18 protein-coding genes are annotated in these 14,279 nt (G+C 63.4%); 12 read left to right on the top strand and 6 right to left on the bottom strand.

Annotated features, from left to right (window positions below):
* Nucleotides 1-186: 186 nt before the first annotated feature.
* The gene (locus ACFXS9_RS30945; RefSeq protein ID WP_392700111.1) at nt 187-714 is read left to right on the top strand and encodes a PAN domain-containing protein; all 528 of its coding nucleotides are present in this window, start codon (nt 187-189) and stop codon (nt 712-714) included.
* Nucleotides 715-771: 57 nt separating this feature from the next.
* On the opposite strand, the gene ACFXS9_RS30940 is transcribed toward ACFXS9_RS30945, so the two are convergent.
* From ACFXS9_RS30940 to ACFXS9_RS30920, 5 genes are all read right to left on the bottom strand, one after another.
* Nucleotides 772-1,338: a nucleotidyltransferase family protein gene (locus ACFXS9_RS30940; RefSeq protein WP_392700109.1), complete on the bottom strand. Its 567-nt coding sequence runs from the start codon at nt 1,336-1,338 to the stop codon at nt 772-774.
* Nucleotides 1,339-1,460: 122 nt separating this feature from the next.
* Nucleotides 1,461-1,802: an MmcQ/YjbR family DNA-binding protein gene (locus tag ACFXS9_RS30935; protein ID WP_392695505.1), complete on the bottom strand. Its 342-nt coding sequence runs from the start codon at nt 1,800-1,802 to the stop codon at nt 1,461-1,463.
* Nucleotides 1,803-1,912: 110 nt separating this feature from the next.
* The gene (gene lepB, locus ACFXS9_RS30930) at nt 1,913-2,626 is read right to left on the bottom strand and encodes a signal peptidase I (protein ID WP_392695502.1); all 714 of its coding nucleotides are present in this window, start codon (nt 2,624-2,626) and stop codon (nt 1,913-1,915) included.
* Between the two features lie 73 nt (nt 2,627-2,699).
* Nucleotides 2,700-4,124, bottom strand: a complete 1,425-nt coding sequence (gene tldD / locus ACFXS9_RS30925; RefSeq protein WP_392695500.1) for a metalloprotease TldD — start codon at nt 4,122-4,124, stop codon at nt 2,700-2,702.
* Between the two features lie 191 nt (nt 4,125-4,315).
* Entirely contained in the window at nt 4,316-4,711 is a 396-nt protein-coding gene (locus ACFXS9_RS30920; RefSeq protein WP_392695497.1) for a winged helix-turn-helix transcriptional regulator, read from the bottom strand.
* Between the two features lie 151 nt (nt 4,712-4,862).
* Between ACFXS9_RS30920 and ACFXS9_RS30915 the strand changes: the two genes are divergently transcribed.
* The 3 genes from ACFXS9_RS30915 to ACFXS9_RS30905 are packed head-to-tail and all read left to right on the top strand — an operon-like array spanning nt 4,863 to nt 6,391.
* Entirely contained in the window at nt 4,863-5,255 is a 393-nt protein-coding gene (locus ACFXS9_RS30915; RefSeq protein WP_392695494.1) for a DoxX family protein, read from the top strand.
* 10 nt (nt 5,256-5,265) lie between these two features.
* Nucleotides 5,266-5,769, top strand: a complete 504-nt coding sequence (locus ACFXS9_RS30910) for a hypothetical protein (protein WP_392695492.1) — start codon at nt 5,266-5,268, stop codon at nt 5,767-5,769.
* 16 nt (nt 5,770-5,785) lie between these two features.
* Nucleotides 5,786-6,391 (top strand): TlpA family protein disulfide reductase, encoded by a 606-nt coding sequence (locus tag ACFXS9_RS30905; protein WP_392695489.1) that lies wholly within the window; start codon nt 5,786-5,788, stop codon nt 6,389-6,391.
* 38 nt (nt 6,392-6,429) lie between these two features.
* Here ACFXS9_RS30905 and ACFXS9_RS30900 read toward each other — a convergent pair whose 3' ends face one another.
* Nucleotides 6,430-6,981 carry an invasion associated locus B family protein gene (locus tag ACFXS9_RS30900; RefSeq protein ID WP_065743953.1) on the bottom strand — a complete coding sequence of 184 codons (552 nt, stop codon included), beginning with the start codon at nt 6,979-6,981 and terminating at the stop codon, nt 6,430-6,432.
* Nucleotides 6,982-7,494: 513 nt separating this feature from the next.
* On the opposite strand from ACFXS9_RS30900, the gene coxB reads away from it, so the two are divergent.
* The 8 genes from coxB (at nt 7,495) to ACFXS9_RS30860 (ending at nt 14,194) form a co-directional block, all read left to right on the top strand.
* A complete protein-coding gene (gene coxB / locus ACFXS9_RS30895; protein ID WP_392695486.1) occupies nt 7,495-8,331 on the top strand; it encodes a cytochrome c oxidase subunit II in 837 nt (278 codons plus the stop codon).
* 83 nt (nt 8,332-8,414) lie between these two features.
* Complete coding sequence (gene ctaD, locus ACFXS9_RS30890; protein WP_392695483.1) at nt 8,415-10,034, top strand: cytochrome c oxidase subunit I; 1,620 nt, start codon at nt 8,415-8,417, stop codon at nt 10,032-10,034.
* A gap of 59 nt (nt 10,035-10,093) precedes the next feature.
* Complete coding sequence (locus ACFXS9_RS30885) at nt 10,094-11,032, top strand: heme o synthase (protein WP_392695480.1); 939 nt, start codon at nt 10,094-10,096, stop codon at nt 11,030-11,032.
* A gap of 18 nt (nt 11,033-11,050) precedes the next feature.
* Nucleotides 11,051-11,215 carry a hypothetical protein gene (locus tag ACFXS9_RS30880; RefSeq protein WP_028348021.1) on the top strand — a complete coding sequence of 55 codons (165 nt, stop codon included), beginning with the start codon at nt 11,051-11,053 and terminating at the stop codon, nt 11,213-11,215.
* A 5-nt stretch (nt 11,216-11,220) separates the two neighbouring features.
* Nucleotides 11,221-11,865 (top strand): cytochrome c oxidase assembly protein, encoded by a 645-nt coding sequence (locus ACFXS9_RS30875; RefSeq protein ID WP_392695477.1) that lies wholly within the window; start codon nt 11,221-11,223, stop codon nt 11,863-11,865.
* A gap of 92 nt (nt 11,866-11,957) precedes the next feature.
* A complete protein-coding gene (locus ACFXS9_RS30870; protein WP_334383892.1) occupies nt 11,958-12,848 on the top strand; it encodes a cytochrome c oxidase subunit 3 in 891 nt (296 codons plus the stop codon).
* A gap of 195 nt (nt 12,849-13,043) precedes the next feature.
* Nucleotides 13,044-13,430: a DUF983 domain-containing protein gene (locus ACFXS9_RS30865; protein ID WP_392695475.1), complete on the top strand. Its 387-nt coding sequence runs from the start codon at nt 13,044-13,046 to the stop codon at nt 13,428-13,430.
* Nucleotides 13,427-14,194 carry an SURF1 family protein gene (locus ACFXS9_RS30860; RefSeq protein WP_392695473.1) on the top strand — a complete coding sequence of 256 codons (768 nt, stop codon included), beginning with the start codon at nt 13,427-13,429 and terminating at the stop codon, nt 14,192-14,194. The genes ACFXS9_RS30865 and ACFXS9_RS30860 overlap by 4 nt, the downstream gene beginning before the upstream one ends.
* The last annotated feature ends 85 nt before the right edge of the window (nt 14,195-14,279 follow it).

Raw genomic sequence — 14,279 nt, 5'->3', positions numbered from 1 at the left:
TTGATGGCGCTCAAATGACAGCCGATCCAGCGTGATCCGAACGACCGCCTGCCGGTCTTTCGAAAAATCATGCTGAATCAATGGGCTGAGGGCGGGACGACTTTTCGAGGAAAGTCATCCCGCGCTGGCAACGCGCGCATTCGAAAGCAACCGCAGATGGAGACAGGTCGCCTGCTCAGGGCGTGTATGGTGGCGCTCGCCTTCTTGGCGGCGGCCCTATGCGCGCGCCCGGCGCTGGCGCAGGCCAATTTCGACCGTCCCGGCGGCGATTATCTCAGCGCTCCCGTGACCTCGGGCGATCCGGCGGAATGCGCGCTGATCTGTGAGCGCGATCGGCGCTGCCGCGCCTGGAGCTTCAATTATCCGACCGGCTTGATCAAGGGCGCGGTCTGCTGGCTGAAGGGCAGCGTGCCGCCCCGAATCAAGAGCGGCGATTGCTGCGTTTCCGGCGTGCGCGGCGCCGGCGTGGTCGAGCGCCGCAACGACAGCGTTGAAACCTCAATCGACCGCGTCGGCGGCGATTACAAGAATTTCGATCTCAAGGACGGCGACGGCGATGACGTCTGCAAGGCAGCCTGCGCCGCCGACAACAAATGCCGCGCCTGGACCTACGCGCGGCCGGGCTATGCCGGCAAGGAAGCGCACTGCTTCCTGAAGAAGGACATCAAGCCGCCGCGAAGGAAGGCGGGGTTTACCTCGGGGGTGGTGAGGTAGCGGCCGTGTACACATTCGTCGTCCGCGTTCGCAGGGACGACGGTGACGGCTACGACTTCATTCCGCCGGCAGCACCGTGACCTCCGGCCACAACGCCTTCCATCGCTTCGCTTTGGCCGCACAATTCGCCGCGGAAAAATTCGCGCCTGGATTCGGGCGCACGATCATCCCAGCGGCATCGTCGTAGCCATTCGGCGCGTAAACCTCATACCCATCCCGCGTGCGCCGGATTCCGATCTGGGTGTTCTTGGTCAGGAAGCGATCGATGCCATCGGTCGAGCAACGCAACGGCGGGTAGGGCAGGCCATGTTTCTCCGGGTACCAGAGGTGCACGCGCGCCTGGTTGCGCGCCTCGACAGCGATGCCGCGGCTTGAAAAGCGCTGCGCCAGTGTGCGGATGACGGCATCCTCGGCTTCCCAGGACGTATCGGGATCGAAATAGAACACGTCGTAATCGTTGATGCCGTAATCGACCGCGCGCTTGGTCAGCACGTTCCACACCGTCTGCACCAGGCAGCCGGAGACCAGCCACGCGTCCGGCAGCGACAGCCGAAACAATTCCTCGGTGATGATTTCGTTGATCGGATTTTGTAATGCGGCGGTGAGGAATTGGTCTCTATCCATATCCATAGGCACGCCGCCGTATGTGGGCCAAGCCACCGGCCCGATGACAGGCTCCGCGTGCCCACCATGTCCAATGTTGCAAGCGGGATGGTGGGCACGGCGCAAGTGCGCCTTTGCCCAGCCTACAAATTCCCGTCGAATTCCTTCACCGCCCTCTTCGACGCCAGCGCGCGCCAGTGCCGGCGCAACAGCGGCTCGACGATGGCGCGACGGGCCTTCGACAGGCAGATCAGCACCATCGGATAATCGCGGTAGTGATCGGTGAAGTAAAATACCTTTGGCTGGCTTTCCACCAGCATCTCGCGCTGATCCCTTGGCACGCCCGGCATCACCAGGCTGTCGCCGTCCTCCTTCAGCCGTACCAGCATCTTCTTGCGCACCTTCAAGGCCGGCGTGCCGTAGGAAGTGCCGTCCTCGACCTCCGGCCAGGCCAGCGCGATTTTTCGGACATCGTCGAAGGTCATGGCTGGCGCCCTCAGTTCGTCATGCCCGGGCTTGTCCCGGGCATCCACGTCTTAAGATGCCTCATAAAGACGTGGATGGCCGGGACGAGCCCGGCCATGACAGAAAGGGATCAATGCACGGAGGTAAAAAACCGCGCCAGCCGGAAACCCGACAGCCAGGTCCATACCGGCTGGTTGCGCATGCCGAGATCCCAGGAGCCGACCACGGCATCGGCGCGGCCGATCAGATTGTCGATCGGCAACAATCCCACACCGCCGTCGCGCACGGAGACCCGGCTGTCGGCGGAATTGTCCCTGTTATCGCCGAGCACGAACAGTTTGCCCGGCGGCACCGTCACCTCGGGCGTGTTGTCGAGCCTTCCATTGTCGCGCATCTTGAAGATGGCGTGGCTGACGCCGTTCGGCAGCGTCTCGACAAAGCGATAGGCCCGTTCGGTGTTGCCGCGATCGTCTTCGGCCTGCGCCAGGCCGTCCGGCTCCAACGTCGCGGCATGGTCGTTGATAAAGAGCTGGCCCTGCCGCAACTGGATGCGGTCGCCCGGCAAGCCGACCACGCGCTTGACCCATGCCTGCGAGCGGTCGCCCGGCCAGCGGAACACGACGACGTCGCCGCGCTTGGGTGTTTCGCCGAACAGGCGGCCGGTCTCGGGCAGCGTGATCTGGATCGGCAGCGACGCGGCGCCATAGCCGTAAGGATATTTTGAGGCGAGCAGCGCGTCGCCGATCAGAAGCGTCGGCTCCATCGAGCCGGACGGCACGTAAAACGGCTCGGCCAGCGCGCCCTTGGCGATGAAGACGACGGCAACGATCGCCGCCAGTTGCACGGCCTGGGCGCGCCAGCTCGCTACCTTGCCGAGAGGGTGTCCTTTTGATCACCTGCCAGTTTCTCCTCGCTCACTAGCCCGTTCCTCCGACCGTGATCCTTTCCATCCGCAGCGTCGGCTGGCCGACGCCGACCGGCACGCCCTGGCCGTTCTTGCCGCACGTGCCGATGCCGGTATCGAGCGCCAGATCGTTGCCGACCATGGTGATGCGGTGCAGGTCGGTCGGCCCGTTGCCGATCAGCATCGCGCCCTTCAAGGGCGCGCCGAGCTTGCCGTTCTCGATCTTGTAGGCCTCGGTGCACTGGAACACATACTTGCCCGAGGTGATGTCGACCTGGCCGCCGCCGAAATTCGCGGCATAAACGCCCTTCTTCACCGAAGCGATGATTTCCGCCGGATCGCGCTCGCCAGCCAGCATATAGGTGTTGGTCATGCGCGGCATCGGCACATGGGCGTAGCTCTGGCGACGGCCGTTGCCGGTCGGCTTCATGTTCATCAGCCGCGCGTTCTGCCGGTCCTGCATGTAGCCGACCAGAATGCCGTCTTCGATCAGCACGGTGCGGTTGGTCGGCGTGCCCTCGTCGTCAATTGAAAGCGAACCACGCCGCGACGCGATGGTGCCATCGTCGACGACGGTGACGCCCTTGGCCGCGACCTGCTTGCCCATCAGTCCTGCGAAAGCTGACGTCTGCTTGCGGTTGAAGTCGCCTTCCAGCCCATGACCGACCGCTTCATGCAGCATCACGCCGGGCCAGCCGGCGCCCAGCACCACGTCCATTTCGCCCGCGGGCGCAGGCACCGATTCCAGATTGACCAGCGCCTCGCGGATGGCGCCGTCGGCAGCCTCGCGCCACGCCTTGGTTTCGATGAAGCGCGCATAGCCCTCGCGGCCGCCATAACCCTTGCTGCCGCTTTCCTGCCGGTCGCCTTGTCCGGCGACCACGGAAATGTTGACGCGCACCAGTGGGCGGATGTCGCGATAGCTTTCGCCGTCGGGCCGCAAAATTTCCACCACCTGCCAGGTGGCGCCCAGGCTGATGGAAGCCTGCCGCACCCGCGGATCCTTGTCGCGGACATAGGCGTCGATCTCTGCCAGCAGCTTGACCTTGGCTTCGAACCCCGGCGCATCCAAAGGATTCTCGTCGCCATAAAGCCGAACGTTGGTATGCGCGGGAGCAGCGGCAAAATTGCCGCTGTAGCCGCCGCGCACCGCGGCGACTGCATCGGCCGCGCGGATCAGCGCCGGCAGCGATACGTCAGAGGAATGCGCGTAGCCGACCGCGTCGTCCTTTACCGCCCGCAGGCCAAATCCCTGCGAGGTGTCGTAGGTCGCCTGCTTCAGCCGGCCGTTGTCAAAGCCGAGCGCTTCGGTCTGGCCGTATTCCAGAAACAGCTCGCCGTCGTCGGCGCCCAGAAGCCCCCGCGTGATCTCGCGCCTGACGGAATCGCGGTCGAGATTGGCGCGGTCGAGCAGGGAGGTGGTGGCGAGGTTGGTCATGCAGGCTCCGATGCGAATGTTTGCTGTCGTCCCCGCGAATGCGGGGACCCATAACCACAAGCGCCAATTGTAAGCGCAGACGTCGGGCGAGTTCACATTACAACGCGGACATCTGTGGTTATGGGTTCCTGCGTTCGCAGGGACGACGATCACGGAAGATAGTCATGACCGCAGCAAAAGGGGAGGGTCCATCACAGCCCTTTGTCATGCGCTTTGCCGGCCGCATTCGCGGCCTTCGAATCGGACTCCAGCCTGCCATGCGCATTGGCCCAGCGGGACAGCTCGTCGAACACCGGTTTCAGGTCCTTTGCTGCAGGCGTCATTTCGTATTCGACCCGCGGCGGCACTTCGGGAAACACGGTGCGCTTCACCAGGCCTTCGTTTTCGAGATCGCGCAGTTGCGTGGTCAGCATGTGCTGCGTCACGTCGGGAATGGCGCGCCGCAATTCGCCGAACCGGCGCTTGCCGCCGACCAACTGCCAGAGGATTTCGCCCTTCCACTTGCCGGAAAGCACGCGAAGGGCGCGCTGAAGCTGCGGCGCTGCGGGGCATTCGGACGGTGCGGGCTCGTTGGTCTGCTTTTTCATACTACCCCAGAAAAATCATCCTACTTGTCAATTTCATCTTAGTACCGAATTTTGATTTTGAAAGCCTTGGACGCCCTTGGGCGCCTTAAGTCTTGGGCGCCTCAAGTCTTGGACACCTGGGGACCGTTTCTCAAACTTTCGGGAGTTTTCGATGTCGGACGTTGCTGTGCCTGCCGGGCGCCGTTGGACCCATGTTGGCGTGTGGATTGTCAGAGGATTGCTGGCGCTGGCGTTTCTGGGGGCCGGGGGCGTCAAGCTCTACGGCGTGCCGATGATGGTGGACGAGTTTCACCACATTGGGCTCGGTCAATGGTTTCGCTATTTGACCGGCAGTCTCGAGGTCATCGGGGCAATCCTGCTGCTGCTTCCACGAAAGGCCGGCTTCGGTGCGCTGCTGCTGATCTGCATCATGATCGGCGCCGTGATTACGCATCTGTTCGTCATCGGCGGATCGCCGGTGCCGGCGATTGTCCTGCTCGCGCTCAACGCGCTCGTGGCCTATTCTGAGCGTGAGGCGATTGCCTCTCTCGCCAAGGCGTTTTGAAGCAGCGACAATGCGCCTGTCTTTCCGCCGGGTATTTAAATGGGTCGGGCTGGCTCTGACCTTCATCGTGCCGCTGGTCGTGACGTTGTTGCTGACCGAGCCGGGCTCCGCTGTCTCGAAACCGGAGGCGAAGCGCGCATTGCCTCCGGTGCATCGGCTGGTGCTGCCGATCAATAGCGACGATCCCACCACGATGCGGGCCTTGATCTCGACCTCGCTCAACCTTCCGAAATATTATCAGGAGCGCAACGAGCCGTTTATGATCGAGGTCGTTGCCTACAATGCCGGCGTTCACATGTTCCGTGCCGACACCTCGCCGGTGAAGGATATGCTGCAGGTGGTAAGGGCGGTGAATCCGAACATCCGCTTCGTGGTCTGCGATGCGACGAAGCAGGGCATGCAGCGCAGCGAGGGCCGTCCGATCACGCTGATCGACAACGTCGATCTGGTGCCGAGCGGGCCCGGACGCATCATCGAATTGCAGGAAGCCGGTTGGTCCTATATCCGGTCATGACAAGCGGACACGTACCATGACGCCACATCGCGGGCTAACACGCCGCACGGTCGTTGCAGGGCTGCTCGGGGCCGGCGCCTCGGTTGCAGTCCCGGCCGCATCAACGCGCGCCGCGGCCGCTGGTCCGCCGCCATTCGCCACCTCCCGGCATCAGTTCATCCAGCTTCGTGGCGCGAGGCCTGTCCCGTCCGTGCCGATTCCGCGTCTCTCCGGCGGCGCGATCGATTTGACCTCCTTGAGAGGGAAGGTGGTGCTCGTCAATTTCTGGGCGACCTGGTGTCCGGCCTGCCGGACCGAACTGCCGATGCTGGACAGTCTGGCGGCGAGCGACCGTAGGGATTTCGCAGTGATCGCCGTGGCAACCGATCGCGACCGCTCGGTCGTTGCGCCCTTTGTGAAAGGGCTGAAGCTCCGGCGCCTTGCGATCGGGCTTGATCCGCAAGGGCTTGTGGCAAGAGCCGGCGCCAGCGGTCAAGCCGACACGCCGTTCGCGCTCTATGGCATGCCCATTACTTTCTTGATCGGCATCACCGGGCAAGTCGAGGGCTATATCAGCGGTGAAGCGGACTGGCTTTCCATCGAGGCGCGCCGGCTGCTCGATTACTACGGCAGTGCCGGTTAAGTCGATCAGCAGAATCGTGAGGAACTATCGGCTCGCCCTCACGGCAACTTGTCATACCCCTCACCCAGCCCGTTCAGGCTGAGCGGAAACCCGATGCCCTCCTCGGGCGTCTCGAAGATAATAAAAGTCGCAGTCTTGGCGCCCCGAAGCTGCCCCAAGAGTTTTTCGTCCATCACCACCTCGGCGACGCAGCCATTCGGCAGGCAGCGGACAAACCCGGCGCGGCCGACGTCCTGGTTGTCGAGCTTGAGCCCAAGACCGGAGGGGAGCAGCACGCCGAGGGGGGCGACCACCCGCATCAGCTTGCTCTTCTGGTCGGCGGTTTTCAGCACGATCACGGTCAGGCCGGCGTTCGAGCGGTCCTCGGCGACCACGCTCTGGATCAGGGCGCATTGCTCGCCTTGGGCGCCGGGCGGGGTGTCGCAGCGGATTTGCCAGTCGCCATGGACCGACCGCACCGCGCCTTGTGCGCTCGCCGCCTGGGTTAAGCCGAGCAGGAAGGCCACGGCGAGCAGGCCGCCGAGCCAGCGGGCCGGTTCCAGGCGATATCCTGCCTGATGTCGTCGCGCCCTATGTTTCGAACGCCCCATCCGGGTCGATCCTCTCACGATTTCCGGCAGCGCCGGCAGCACATATTGTAACTGGACTTACCCGGACTGATACGCAATGACGGCGCCTTGAAGGCAGTCGAGAGCCAATCCGCGCCGTCGAGGGACCATCCGACCCAAGCAGATCAGGTCGCTCGGGAGCGCCGTGACTGTGCCTACATCCGGCAATCGGGCTGTCAAGCGGTGCAGGCCTGCCAAACGGCGGGTTTTGCCTGATTTGTCAGGAAAATCCGACGTCCGGCGAATAGCAGGTGACGCATGGCTTTGCGCCCCACTACTGCATTGCGAGAGCCTTAGAATTATGGTTTGAGAGGCTGGATTTCGACGCGTTCTAACGATCTGGCCCGGGGTACTGCAGCAATATCGTTGCAGGTACTTTCGAAGGTGTACTTCCAAAGTACCTCCGGTAGGCCGTTTGTGAGGGCGGATCGTGCGGCATTTCCGGCCATCCGGCCGAAATGCTTTGGGGATTATTTCTAAAGGAGCGCGAGCGGCATGAAGATGTCGAAGGGCCTGATGGGCCGGCGGTTGCTGGGGTTGGCGGTAGCGGGCATGGCGCTCGTCTCCGGCGGGACGGCTTTTGGGCAGCAGCCAAAGCCGTGGGAAATCACGCTGCAGGAAGCCGCGACCCCGGTGATGGAAAACATCATCAGCTTCCATAATTTGCTGCTGGTGATCATCACGCTGATCACCCTGTTCGTGCTGGCGCTGTTGGTCATCGTGGTGGTGAAGTTCAACGCCAGGGCCAATCCGGTCCCTTCCCGGACCACCCACCACACGCTGATCGAAGTGGCCTGGACGCTGATCCCGGTGCTGATCCTGGTCGGCATCGCGGTGCCGTCGTTCCGTCTCCTGTTCCAGCAGCTCGACATTCCCAAGGCCGACCTGACCGTCAAGGTCACCGGCAAGCAGTGGTATTGGAGCTACGCCTACCCGGATAACGGCAAGTTCGAGTTCGACTCGCTGATGGCGCAGGACAAGCAGCCGCGCCTGCTCGGCGTCGACAACGAGATGGTGGTGCCGGTCAACAAGGTGATCCGGGTCCAGACCACCGGCGCCGACGTGATCCACGCGTTCGCGGTGCCCTCGTTCGGCATCAAGATCGACTCGATCCCCGGCCGCCTCAACGAGACCTGGTTCAAGGCGACCAAGACCGGCATGTATTACGGTCAGTGCTCGGAATTGTGCGGCAAGGACCACGCCTTCATGCCGATCGCGGTCAAGGTGGTGAGCGATCAGGAATTCGCCGAGTGGGTTGAGGCGGCGAAGAAGAAGTATGCGACCAACCCGGCGAACACCTACGCCTCGGCTGGTGGCCAGGTCGCGCAGTAAGGCGCGGGCCAAGGGACAAGCAAGGGACAAGGGCGACCGGACCTGAAAAGGTCCGAAAAGGGACTGCAAGGCAGGATTACAAAATGGCAACGACCGCAGCGACACACCACGATCACGCCCATGGCGACCATGCGCATGCCAATCCGACCGGATGGCGGCGCTGGCTTTATTCGACGAACCATAAGGACATCGGCACGATGTACCTTATCTTCGCGATCTTCGCGGGCATCATCGGGGCTGCGATGTCGATCGCGATCCGCATCGAACTGATGTATCCCGGCGTCCAGTTCTTCCACGAATCCCACACCTACAATGTGTTCGTGACCTCGCACGGCCTGATCATGATCTTCTTCATGGTGATGCCGGCGATGATCGGCGGCTTCGGCAACTGGTTCGTGCCGCTGATGATCGGCGCGCCCGATATGGCGTTCCCGCGCATGAACAACATCTCGTTCTGGCTGTTGCCGGCCTCCTTCGCGCTGCTGTTGATGTCCACCTTCGTCGAGGGTGAGCCGGGCGCCAACGGCGTCGGCGCGGGCTGGACCATCTACGCGCCGCTATCGACCTCGGGCCATCCGGGACCGGCGGTCGATTTCGCGATCCTGTCGCTGCATCTGGCCGGCGCTTCCTCGATTCTCGGCGCCATCAACTTCATCACCACGATCTTCAACATGCGCGCGCCGGGCATGACCCTGCACAAGATGCCGCTGTTCGTCTGGTCGATCCTGGTGACGGTGTTCCTGCTGTTGCTGTCGCTGCCGGTGCTCGCCGGCGCCATCACCATGCTGCTCACCGACCGTAATTTCGGCACCACGTTCTTCTCCGCCGACGGCGGCGGCGATCCGGTGCTGTTCCAGCATCTGTTCTGGTTCTTCGGCCACCCCGAAGTGTACATCCTGATCCTGCCCGGCTTCGGCATGATCAGCCAGATCGTCTCCACCTTCTCGCGCAAGCCCGTGTTCGGCTATCTCGGCATGGCCTACGCCATGGTCGCGATCGGCGGCATCGGCTTCGTGGTGTGGGCGCACCACATGTACACAGTCGGCATGTCCAGCGCGACGCAGGCCTATTTCGTCGCCGCCACCATGGTGATCGCGGTGCCGACCGGCGTGAAGATCTTCTCCTGGATCGCCACGATGTGGGGCGGCTCGATCGAGTTCAAAACGCCGATGCTGTGGGCGATCGGCTTCATCTTCCTGTTCACAGTCGGCGGCGTCACCGGCGTCGTGCTGGCGAATGCCGGTGTCGATCGCGTGCTGCAGGATACCTATTACGTGGTCGCCCACTTCCACTACGTGCTGTCGCTCGGCGCCGTATTCGCGATCTTCGCGGGCTGGTACTACTGGTTCCCGAAGATGTCCGGCTACATGTATTCGGAAACGATCGGCAAGCTGCACTTCTGGTTCACCTTCATCGGCGTCAACCTGGTGTTCTTCCCGCAGCACTTCCTCGGCCTCTCGGGCATGCCGCGCCGCTATGTCGACTATCCGGATGCGTTCGCCGGCTGGAACCTGGTGTCGTCCCTCGGCTCCTACATTTCGGGCTTCGGCGTGCTGATCTTCATCTACGGCGTGGTCGATGCCTTCATGAAGAAGCAGGCGGCTGCCAACAATCCGTGGGGCGCCGGCGCCACCACGCTGGAATGGACGCTGACGTCGCCGCCGCCCTTCCACCAGTTCGAAGTTCTGCCGCGCGTGCAGTAAACATTTGTTCGCGGCGCGCCATCGTTGCGCGCCGCGGCTTTAGTGAAGCGAGATAAATCTTGTCGGTAGTCGACCACAACGCCATCGATGCCCTGCCTCGGATTTCCGAGGCTGATGTCGGTGATTACTTCGCGCTGCTGAAGCCGCGGGTGATGTCGCTTGTGATCTTCACCGCGCTGGTCGGCCTCTTCATCGCGCCCGGCCACGTCCATCCGGTCATCGCCTTCACCTCGATCCTGTGCATCGCGGTCGGGGCCGGCGCCTCGGGCGCGATGAACATGGCCTATGAGGGCGACATCGACGCTTTGATGTCGCGCACCGCCAACCGGCCGATCCCGCGGGGACGCATCACGCAGGGCGAGGCCATGGCGTTCGGCCTGATCCTGTCGTTCTTCTCGGTGATGACGCTCGGTACCCTCGTCAACTGGCTCGCCGGTGCCCTGCTGGCGTTCACGATCTTCTTCTACGTTGTGATCTACACCATGTGGCTGAAGCGCTGGACCGCGCAGAACATCGTGATCGGCGGTGCCGCCGGCGCGCTGCCGCCTGTGGTGGCGTGGGCCGCGGCCACCGGCTCGCTGGCGATGGAGCCGCTGCTCCTCTTCCTCATCATCTTCTTCTGGACCCCGCCGCATTTCTGGGCGCTGGCGCTGTTCCGCAGCGACGATTATGCCCGCGCCGGGATTCCGATGCTGCCCGTGGTCGCGGGGCCCGACGCGACGCGGCTGCAGATCCTGCTCTACACGATCGTGCTGGTCGCGATCGCCGCAGCGCCCTGGCCGCTCGGCTATTTCGACGCGGTCTACGGCGTCATCTCGCTGATGCTCGGCGCCGGCATGATGTGGCTCGCGATCGAGGTCTACCGCCACCGCGAAGGCAAGCCGGCGCAGCGCGCCACCCGCCGGCTATTCGCCTTCTCGATCCTCTATCTGTTCGCACTGTTTGCGACGCTCCTGCTTGAGGTCGTGATTCGTGCCGTCGCAGCTATGGTCGGGTAGGGGGCGCATGGAACGCTCATGGACGACAAGCGCAAGCCAGATGGAATCGTCCTCACCGAGGCGCAGAAGCGGAGCCGCCGTCAGCGCTCGATCGCCATTGCGCTCGCGCTCGGCGTCCTCGTCGTATTGTTTTTCGCAGTCACCATGGTCAAGGGGCCGGGCGTTCTCGTCCGTCCGTTGTGATTGAGATGCAGGACGAGCCGCAGGTCAGCGAGGGCAGGGCGGAAGGCGAGAGGGTTGCCTCGCGCCGTACCCTGACGCGCGATGCGGCCGTCGCCTCGATCTGCGGCTTCGTCGTGGTGCTGATGGTCGGCGCGTCCTATGCCGCCGTGCCGTTCTACGACTGGTTCTGCCGCGCCACCGGCTTCAACGGCACCACCCAGGTTGCGACCTCGGCACCGTCGGACGCGCCGCTGGCGCGCAAGATCGCGGTGCGGTTCGACGCCAATGTCGGTCCCGGACTGCCCTGGAAATTCGAGCCCGAGCAGACCGAGATCGAAGTCCGCATCGGCGAGGTCGTCACCGTTTTCTATACCGTGACCAACCAGGCCGCGCGCGCCACCGCCGGCGTTGCCGCCTACAACGTCGCGCCGCTCACCGTCGGCGCCTATTTCCAGAAGATCAACTGCTTCTGCTTTACCGAACAGACCATGGGCCCCGGCGAGAAGCGCGAGATGCCCGTGGTGTTCTATGTCGATCCGGCACTGGCGAAAGACGGCGAGAACGACGGACTGAAGACGATTACGCTATCCTACACCTTCTATCCCGTGCGCGAACCGACACAGAGGCCGCTCGCGGCCGGCGAAACGGATAAGCGCAAGGGAAACCTGTAAGCTCGGAATTCCGTATCTGGCGGGATTTCGCGATTTGATTGTTGAGACGAATATGTGCCGAAGGGAACGGCACATCTAACGGAGAGACCGCAATGGCTACGGCGCACGCGAAGCACCACGACTACCACCTCGTCGATCCGAGCCCGTGGCCGGTCGTCGGCTCGATTTCGGCCTTCATCATGGCCGTGGGCGCGATCGCCTGGATGCATCACATGTTCGCTGCCGCGCCGATCATCTTCGGCGTCGGCACCATCGGCGTGCTCTACACCATGGCGAGTTGGTGGGGCGACGTGATCCGCGAAGCCCAGTACAAGGGCGACCACACCCGCGTGGTGCAGATCAGCCACCGCTACGGCATGATCCTGTTCATCGCCTCCGAGGTGATGTTCTTTGTCGCCTGGTTCTGGGCGTTCTTTAATTCCGCCCTGTTCCCTGCGGATGCGGTCCACGCCACGCGCGACGCGGTGTTCGGTTGCGGTCCGGGGACGGCTGCCGGCGCCTGCCCCGTGCCGGGCACCTGGCCGCCGAAGGGCATCGAGACCTTCGATCCCTGGCACCTGCCGCTGCTCAACACGCTGTTGCTGCTGACCTCGGGCACCACAGTGACCTGGGCGCACCACGCACTGCTCGAGAACGACCGCCAGGGCCTGAAGTACGGCCTGATCCTCACCGTCGTGCTCGGCGCCTGCTTCACCGCCGTGCAGGCCTACGAATATGCCCACGCCACGTTCACGTTCTCGGGCAACGTCTACGGCGCGACCTTCTTCATGGCGACCGGCTTCCATGGCTTCCACGTGCTGGTCGGCACTGTCTTCCTCTTGGTCTGCCTGTTCCGCGCCTATGCCGGCCACTTCACCTCCAAGCAGCACCTCGGCTTCGAATTCGCGGCCTGGTACTGGCACTTCGTCGACGTGGTGTGGCTGTTCCTGTTCGTCACCATCTACGTCTGGTTCCGCGGCGCGGGACCGGTAGCCGGCCACTGATGCAGGCTTGACGTGCTACAAGGGGCGGTCGGAAGGACCGCCCCTTTCTCTTACCCTTCTCCCCTTGTGGGAGAAGGTGCCTTCGCGAAGCAAAGGCGGATGAAGGGTCTGTCTCCACGGAGAGAACCCCTCACCCGTCGCCTCACTTCGTGAGGCGCCACCCTCTCCCACAAGGGGAGAGGGAAGGAAAAGTCGATGGCTAACACTTCACCCACACTTACCCAGAGCGCGCTCCGCGGCCTCGCCTGTCGCTGCCCGCGTTGCGGCAAGGGCAAGCTCTATGCGGGCTTCCTCGACCTGCGCCCGAATTGCGAAGCTTGCGGGCTCGACTACGCCTTCATCGATTCCGGCGACGGCCCTGCGATCTTCATCATCATGCTGGCGGGCGCCATCGTGGTCACCGCCGCCCTGATCGTCGAAGTCAAATATCAGCCGCCGTTCTGGCTGCATGCGGTGCTCTGGCTGCCGCTGATCGCAGCGACCACGCTTCTACCGCTACGCTCGATGAAGTCGCTTCTGATCGCGCTGCAGTTCCATCACAAGGCGGCGCCGGGCCGGCTGATCGACCGCGAGCCGAAATGACCGGCCTTTCGTCACGGCGGCGGCCGGTTGCCGGCTTTGCCGTCTTCACGCTGATCATGGTGGCGGTCTTCGCCGGCCTTGGCGTCTGGCAATTGCAGCGCCGTGTCGAGAAGCACGCGCTGATCGCGATGCTGAACGAACGGCTCGCCGCTGCGCCCGGCATGCTGCCAGCTCAATCGCAATGGCATTCGCTGACGCCAGCCAAAGATGAATTCCGCCGCGTCAGCTTCACCGCGACCTACGCGCCGTTGCCGGACGCGATGGTCTATAGCGCGGGCTCCGCGGTGCGCGACGACGTCTCCGGCCCCGGCACCTGGGCCTTCCTGCCGGCGCAGCTCGCCGATGGCAACACCATCGTGGTCAACACCGGCTTTGTGCAGAACACGATGCAGGACCGCGCCCAGCAGGATCGCGCCGCAAGACGCCTCATCACCGGTGACCCGGTGCAGCTCACCGGCTATATCCGTTTTCCCGAGAGCGCCGGCACGCTGACGCCGCCGGAGAGCGTGGCAAAACGGCTTTGGTTCACCCGCGATCATCTCGCGATGGCGCGCGCGCTCGGTTGGGGCGAGGGCGGCAAGGCCGTCGCGCCGTTCTATGTCGATCTGGAACAACCGGTGCCTGAAAGCGGCATTCCAAAGCCCGGGCCGCTCTCCGTGCACCTCAAGGACGATCACCTGCAATACGCCATCACCTGGTTCACGCTGGCCTTTGCAGTCATCATCGCGTTCGGTGTGTGGTGGCGCGCGCAACGTCGAGCGTGAGACCCCGTATTCGTCCGGACTAGCCGAGTGGAACCTTTGTTCCGCACAATCATTAGGTATCACGGTGAGTTCCGGAAGATAGGCC

Source organism: Bradyrhizobium sp. RDI18, assembly GCF_043203335.1.
Classification (GTDB): Bacteria; Pseudomonadota; Alphaproteobacteria; order Rhizobiales; family Xanthobacteraceae; genus Bradyrhizobium; species Bradyrhizobium retamae.
Note: the sequence above shows the minus strand (reverse complement) of the source record. Positions and strands in the feature narration are given on the sequence as shown.